Origin of the sequence: Microbispora sp. NPDC049633 (assembly GCF_040675265.1) — a bacterium.
Lineage (GTDB): Bacteria > Actinomycetota > Actinomycetes > Streptosporangiales > Streptosporangiaceae > Microbispora > Microbispora maris.
Genome location: NZ_JBFAOO010000038.1, coordinates 43,882 through 49,925, shown reverse-complemented (window position 1 = coordinate 49,925; position 6,044 = coordinate 43,882). Strand labels below are relative to the sequence as shown.

Here is a 6,044-nt window from a genome sequence, read left to right as displayed (position 1 = left end):
CCGTCGTGACCCGGCCGTCGTGACCCGGCCGTCGTGACCCGGCCGTCGTGACCCGGCCGTCGTGACCCGGCCGTCGTGACGGGCGCCGCGCCGTGACGAGCGGGACGCGCCACCGAGGACGCGTGGTCCGGACGACGGCGGCAGACCCGCCGGGCGCACTCAGGTCAGGGCGGGCGGCATGCCGTCCTCGGCGTCGGCCGCCTCCACCTCCTCGCGGGAGATGCCGAGCAGGTAGAGGATCGAGTCGAGGTACGGCACGTTGACCGCGGTGTCGGCGGCCTGCCGCACGATCGGCTTGGCGTTGAAGGCGATGCCGAGCCCGGCGGCGGCGAACATGTCGAGGTCGTTCGCGCCGTCGCCGATCGCGACGGTCTGGCTCAGCGGGATGCCCGCCTCGGCGGCGAAGCGCTTTAGCGCGCGGGCCTTGCCCGGCCGGTCCACGATCTCACCGACCACCCGGCCGGTGAGCCGGCCGTCCACGACCTCCAGGGTGTTGGCGGCCGAGTAGTCGATGCCGAGGTCGGCCACGAGGGAGTCGGTGATCTGGGTGAAGCCGCCGCTGACGATCGCGAAGCGGTAGTCCAGCCGCTTGAGGGTGCGCACCAGCGTGCGCGCGCCGGGGGTGAGCACGACCTCCTTGACGACCTTCTCGAAAACCTCCTCCGACAGCCCTTCGAGCAGCGCGACCCGCCTGACCAGCGACTCGGCGAAGTCGAGCTCGCCCCGCATGGCCTCGTCGGTGACCCGGGCGACCTCGTCGAGGCAGCCGGCGTGCCGCGCCAGCAGCTCGATGACCTCGTTCTGGATCAGGGTCGAGTCGACGTCCATGACGATGAGGCGCTTGGCGCGGCGGTGCAGGCCGGTGCGCTGCACGGCCACGTCCACCTGCTGGGCCGCCGCCTCGGCGGCGAGTTCCGCCCGCATCGCCTGGGGGTCGGCGCCGGACACGGCGAGCTCGATGCACGTGACCGGATAGCTCGACAGCCGCTCGATCCTGTCGATGTTGGCGCCGCTCGCCGCGATGCGGCCGGCGATCCCGGCCATGGCGGCGGGCAGCAGCGGCGCGCCCAGGACGGTCACGTGCAGCCGTCCGCGCCGCCGCTTTTCCTTGGAAGTCGTGCCGGTGGCGATTTCCAGGTCCATGTCGAGGTCGGCGGCGACCTGTTCGACGGCCGTCCACAGGCCGCCGATGGTGCCTCCGGTGCCGGTGGGCGGCCCTCCGGCGTAGGCGACGAGCACGCCCAAAGTAAGACGGCCACGGATGACGACCTGCTCCACGTCGGCCACGACGACCGGGAACCCGGCCAGCACGGCGAACAGCCGCGAGGTGACGCCCGGGCGATCCGGACCGGTCAGCGTGATCAGGAGCGTGCGCTGGTTCACGTTGTTTGAGGTTACTGCGCCGCTTGTCATGAGCGCGCACGAGGTTCACGATGCGGACGCCTTCATGCCCCCGCCCTGAGGGACCGCTGTCATTTCCGCATGTCGTGATGGTGGTGGGCCGCGGAGCGGGCCGGGAGAGACGGGACGCCTCACCGTGGCCGGCACCCCCCGAGGAAGGACGCGACGCGCATGACGATCTCTCTGCAGTCCCAGCACTCCCTTGGCTCCGGCCGCTACACCGTCGGGCTCGCCGAGAGCGCCGCCGATCTGCGCGCCGCCCAGCGCCTGCGGTACGAGGTGTTCGCCGGGGAGATGGGGGCCCGGCTCGACTCCCCCGTGAGCGGGCTCGACGCCGAGCCGCTCGACGCCTACTGCGACCACCTCCTCGTCCGCGAGGGGGACACGGTGGTCGGCACCTACCGCCTGCTGCCGCCCCGCCGCAGCGACCGGCTCTACTCCGACTCCGAGTTCGACCTCGGCGCGCTGGAGGGCCTGCGCGGCGACCTGGTCGAGGCCGGGCGCACGTGCGTGCACCCGGATCACCGCGGCGGGGCGGTCGTCGCCCTGATGTGGGCCGGGATCGCCCAGTACATGACCAGCCGCGGGCACGCATGGCTGGCGGGCTGCTGCTCGGTGCCCCTGGACGACGGCGGCACGGTCGCGGCCGGGATCGTCGACCGGGTGCCGCTGGGGCCCGAGGAGCACCGCGTGAGGCCGCACACGCCCTGGCGCGACGCGGGGGTGCGGCGTTCCGACCGGTTCGTGCTGCCGCCGCTGCTGCGCGGCTACCTGCGTCTCGGCGCGTGGATCTGCGGCGCCCCCGCGCACGACCCGGATTTCGGCACCGCCGACTTCTTCGTGCTGCTCTCGGTGGCCGACGCCGACCCCCGCTACCTGCGGCGCTTCCTGGGACAGCCGCGGTGAGCGCCGTCACGCACCGGCCGGCGGCCTCCTCCGCCTGGCTGCCGGTCTCTCCCTGCGCGCCCGGCGCCTGCCTGCGCGCGCAGGCGCGTACGGCCGGCCCCCTGCGCCGGGCCGCCCGCCTGACGGGCGCGGTCGCCGTGCTGGTCGCCGGCCTGCCCATCGCGCTCACACTGGGCCGTACGGCACGGCGTGGGGCGGTCACCATGCTGTGGTCGCGGCTGTTGCTGCGGGCCCTCGGCGTGCGGCTCGTGACGCGCCGGGGGTTCTCCTTCATCGGAGGGTCGGCGCGGGCGCGGGCCGTGCCCGGGGAGGACGGGCCCGCCCTGCTCGTCGGCAACCACGTCTCCTGGCTCGATCCCCTGGTCATCACCGCGACCGTCGCCTGCCGCCCGCTGGCCAAGGCGGAGGTGGGCAGGTGGCCGATCGTCCGCACGCTCGCCGCCGGGGGCGGCGCGCTGTTCATCGACAGGGACAGGCTGTCCGCCCTGCCGGAGGTCGTCGCGGACATGACCGCCGCGCTGCGGAGCGGTGAGAGCGTGGCCGCGTTCCCGGAGGGCACCACGTGGTGCGGGCGGGAGATGGGCAGCTTCCGGCCCGCGGTGTTCCAGGCGGCGCTCGACGCGGGGGTGCCCGTACGGCCGGTGGCGCTGCGGTTCACGGAGGAGACGGGCGTCCGCGCCGCCCTGTCCACGCGGCCGTCGTACGTCGGGGACGACACGCTGCTCGCGTCCGTCCTGCGGATCGTCGCGACCCGGGGCCTCGTCGCGGAGGTGACGCTCTTCCCCGCCGTACGGCTCGACCGGCCGGCCGCGTACGGCGGGCGGGCCCGGCGGGGGGAGGCGCGCGCGGCGCTGGCGCGCATCACCGAGGCTCAGGTCAGGACCGGGCTCACCGAACCCGAGGGGCAGGCCCTGGCGGCCTGAGACGGCGCCAGCGGCCCAGGGACACCGGCGGCTCGGGGACACCGGCGGCCGCCCGGGGAGGCCCTGGACACGGTTCGCGCCCGCCCGACGAGGTGCGGGCACGGTTCGCGCCCGCCGAGGCGCGGACACGGCTCGCGCTTGCCAGACAAGGGCCCGGAAATGGCTCGCGCCCGCCCGGCGAGGCCGGGCGGGCGCCATGGACAGGGGGACTTTCCGCGTCGCGCGGGGCTCAGCGGGTGATCGAGCTCTTCGTCTTCACCCAGCCGATGCTGTCGCCGAATTCGCTGAGCAGCTCCCTCGGGTCGGTGTTCAGCGACGTGTCGGTGACCGCGCCGCCGAAGTAGCCATAGAGCTTGCCGCTGGCCGACCCGCTCACCTGGGCCTTCGCCCAGAACGTGTAGCTCCTGCCCTTCTTCAGACCGGGCAGCACGCACAGCGCGCGGGTCCGCTCCCGGGTGCAGTGCTCGTGGTAGTTGGTGCCGCGCGGGACGTAGATCCGGGTCTTGGTGACGTTCTTGGGGAACTTGACCGCGAGGAAGATCTCGTCGGTCTTCGTCTTGAGCTTGTTGACGAGCGTGACCTTGAAGGACACCACGCGTCCGCGACGGACGCCGTAGGGATAGCTGACCTGGATGCGGACGGGCGCCGACGCCGCCTTGGCCGAGGTCGACGCGGTGGACGCCGTGGACGCCGCCGGCGCGGTGACCGCCGTGGTCGCGGTGGACGCGGACGACGCGGCGGAGGCGGGCACGCCGGAGGCGACCAGCGCGCCCGCGGCCAGTGGCACGGCGAGCAGCGCGGTCGGCTTGCCGATGGGGGTACGCATGCGGAAAGCCTTGACGATCGAGATCACGGTTTGATCACGCATCACAAGATGAGATGGCTGTCGCCGAACTCGTGCCAGAGGTAGCCCTCGTCGATCGCCGCCTCGTACGCGCGGGCCAGGACGCCGGTCCCGGTGATCGCCGACAGCATCATCAGGTGGCTGGAGCGGGGCTCGTGCAGGCCCGTGACCAGGCCGTCGACCGCTCGCACGCCTCCCTCCGGGGTCACGACGTGGGAGGTCCAGCCGGTCGCCGCCCGCACCGTTCCCGGGACGGCTGTGTCGAGGGCGGCGGTCTCCAGAGCCCGTACGACGGTCGTGCCGACGGCGATCACCCGGCCCTCGTGCTCGCGGGTGATGTTCACCTGCCGTGCCGTCCGCGACGAGACCGAGAACCACTCGGGATAGGGCGGTTCGTCCTTCTCGGGAGACGCGACCCCGGTGTGCAGCGTGATCGGCGCGACCCCGATTCCCCGGCTGACCAGCGCGGTGACGAGTTCCGGGGTGAACGGCCGGCCCGCGCTGGGCATCTCCGCGCTGCCCGGCTCGACCCCGAAGACCGTCTGGTAGTCGGCGAGCGGCCAGTCGCGCCCCACGTAGCCGTACCGGATGGGCACGCCGTGCGCGGCGAGGTAGGAGAGCACGTCGCGGTCCAGCCGAGCGCGCCACAGGCGCGGCGTCTCCTGCGCCAGCAGGCGCAGCGTGGCGCCTCCCGGCAACGGCAGCCACTCTCCGGGCGCGGCGCCGGAGTAGGGCTCGGTCGCCGTCGCCGTACGGCGGCGCAGTTCGACCAGCCACTCGCCGGACGCGAGCCGGCCGGAGAAGTGGACGGCGAGCCGGTCCAGCCGCACCGCCGCGGGCAGGGTGGCGGAGTTGTTGACCACCAGCAGGTCGCCGGGCGACAGCAGCGACGGCAGGTCGGCGAAGACGTGGTGGGTGACCTCGCCGGTGTCGCGGCGGGACACCAGCAGCCTGACCTCGTCGCGGTGCAGCCCGCGGGCCTCCGGCGGCTCGTGCGCCTCCAGCGGCGCCGTCAGCGCGAACTCGAACGATCCCCCCGGCCCGTACGGCCGGATTCCCGGGGGGAGTGCTCCGGTGCCGGCGGGCGCCGGGCCGGACTCGCTAGCCGGGCCGGGGCCGCCGGTCGCCGGGGATTCGGCCCGGCTCCGGGCGGTGGCATAGGGACCGGGGCCGGCCTCGCCCCGGCGGGCGGTGTGGGGGCCGGGGGTGGTCATTCCAGCTCTCCCCGGGTGAAGCGGCCGGGCGCGGGGCGGCTGTGCACGAGGCGCAGCAGCCCCGGAACCACGCTCTCGGGCGGCGGCGCGGCCCCGGCCTCCTCCGGGCCGACGGCGTCGGCCAGCATGCGGGTGCGCATCTCGCCGGGGTCCACCCACCAGACCGCGACGTCGGGCTCCTCGGCGGCGAGGACGTGGGAGACCTGGTCGAGGGCGGCCTTGGTCGCGCCGTAGCCGCCCCAGCCCTCGTACGCCTCGACGGCCGCGTCGGACGAGATGTTCAGGATCGCGCCCCGCCGCTTGCGCAGCGCGGGCAGCGTCGCCTGCGCCAGTGCGAGCGGCGCGATCACATTGGTCTCGAACAGCGCGCGCAGCGCGTCCAGCGGGTAGTCGGCGAGCCCGGGCATCGGGGTGGGGCCGAGCCCGCTCGCGTTGTTGACCAGAAGGTCGAGCTCGGGCACGGCCTCGGCGAGCCTGGCCACGTGCGCCGGGTCGGCGACGTCACCCGCAATGGCCCGGGCCCCGAGGTCGAAGGCCGCGGACATCAGGTCCTCCTCGCCCCGGGCGGTGAGCAGGAGCGACCAGCCGTCGGCGGCGAGCGCCTTGGCGAGGGCGAGTCCCAGCCCTCGCGACGCTCCGGTGATCAGTGCGTGCTTCATGTGCTTCACGCTAGAAAGCAGCACGTCAGACGCGCATCGGGCGGAGGTCCGGCCGTTACTCGGCAGATGGGACTAGGACCCGCGGCCGACGCGGGAC

The 6,044-nt window shown here is 74.2% G+C and carries 6 protein-coding genes; 2 read left to right on the top strand and 4 right to left on the bottom strand.

Annotation, left to right across the window (positions count from 1 at the left end; genetic code table 11):
* Positions 1-159 precede the first annotated feature (159 nt).
* Positions 160-1,383, bottom strand: coding sequence for a phosphoserine phosphatase SerB (gene serB, locus AB0J39_RS13020; protein WP_363463856.1), 1,224 nt, complete (start codon positions 1,381-1,383; stop codon positions 160-162).
* A gap of 189 nt (positions 1,384-1,572) precedes the next feature.
* On the opposite strand from serB, the gene AB0J39_RS13015 reads away from it, so the two are divergent.
* Positions 1,573-2,307, top strand: coding sequence for a GNAT family N-acyltransferase (locus AB0J39_RS13015; protein ID WP_363463854.1), 735 nt, complete (start codon positions 1,573-1,575; stop codon positions 2,305-2,307).
* The gene (locus AB0J39_RS13010) at positions 2,304-3,230 is read left to right on the top strand and encodes a lysophospholipid acyltransferase family protein (protein WP_363463852.1); all 927 of its coding nucleotides are present in this window, start codon (positions 2,304-2,306) and stop codon (positions 3,228-3,230) included. The genes AB0J39_RS13015 and AB0J39_RS13010 overlap by 4 nt, the downstream gene beginning before the upstream one ends.
* 229 nt (positions 3,231-3,459) lie before the next feature.
* Here AB0J39_RS13010 and AB0J39_RS13005 read toward each other — a convergent pair whose 3' ends face one another.
* From AB0J39_RS13005 to AB0J39_RS12995, 3 genes are read right to left on the bottom strand one after another with little or no spacing between them, the layout of a single operon-like run.
* Entirely contained in the window at positions 3,460-4,098 is a 639-nt protein-coding gene (locus AB0J39_RS13005; protein WP_363463850.1) for a hypothetical protein, read from the bottom strand.
* Positions 4,098-5,288, bottom strand: coding sequence for an S-adenosylmethionine:tRNA ribosyltransferase-isomerase (locus AB0J39_RS13000; protein WP_363463849.1), 1,191 nt, complete (start codon positions 5,286-5,288; stop codon positions 4,098-4,100). The genes AB0J39_RS13005 and AB0J39_RS13000 overlap by 1 nt, the downstream gene beginning before the upstream one ends.
* A complete protein-coding gene (locus AB0J39_RS12995) occupies positions 5,285-5,947 on the bottom strand; it encodes an SDR family NAD(P)-dependent oxidoreductase (protein ID WP_363463848.1) in 663 nt (220 codons plus the stop codon). The genes AB0J39_RS13000 and AB0J39_RS12995 overlap by 4 nt, the downstream gene beginning before the upstream one ends.
* Positions 5,948-6,044 lie beyond the last annotated feature (97 nt).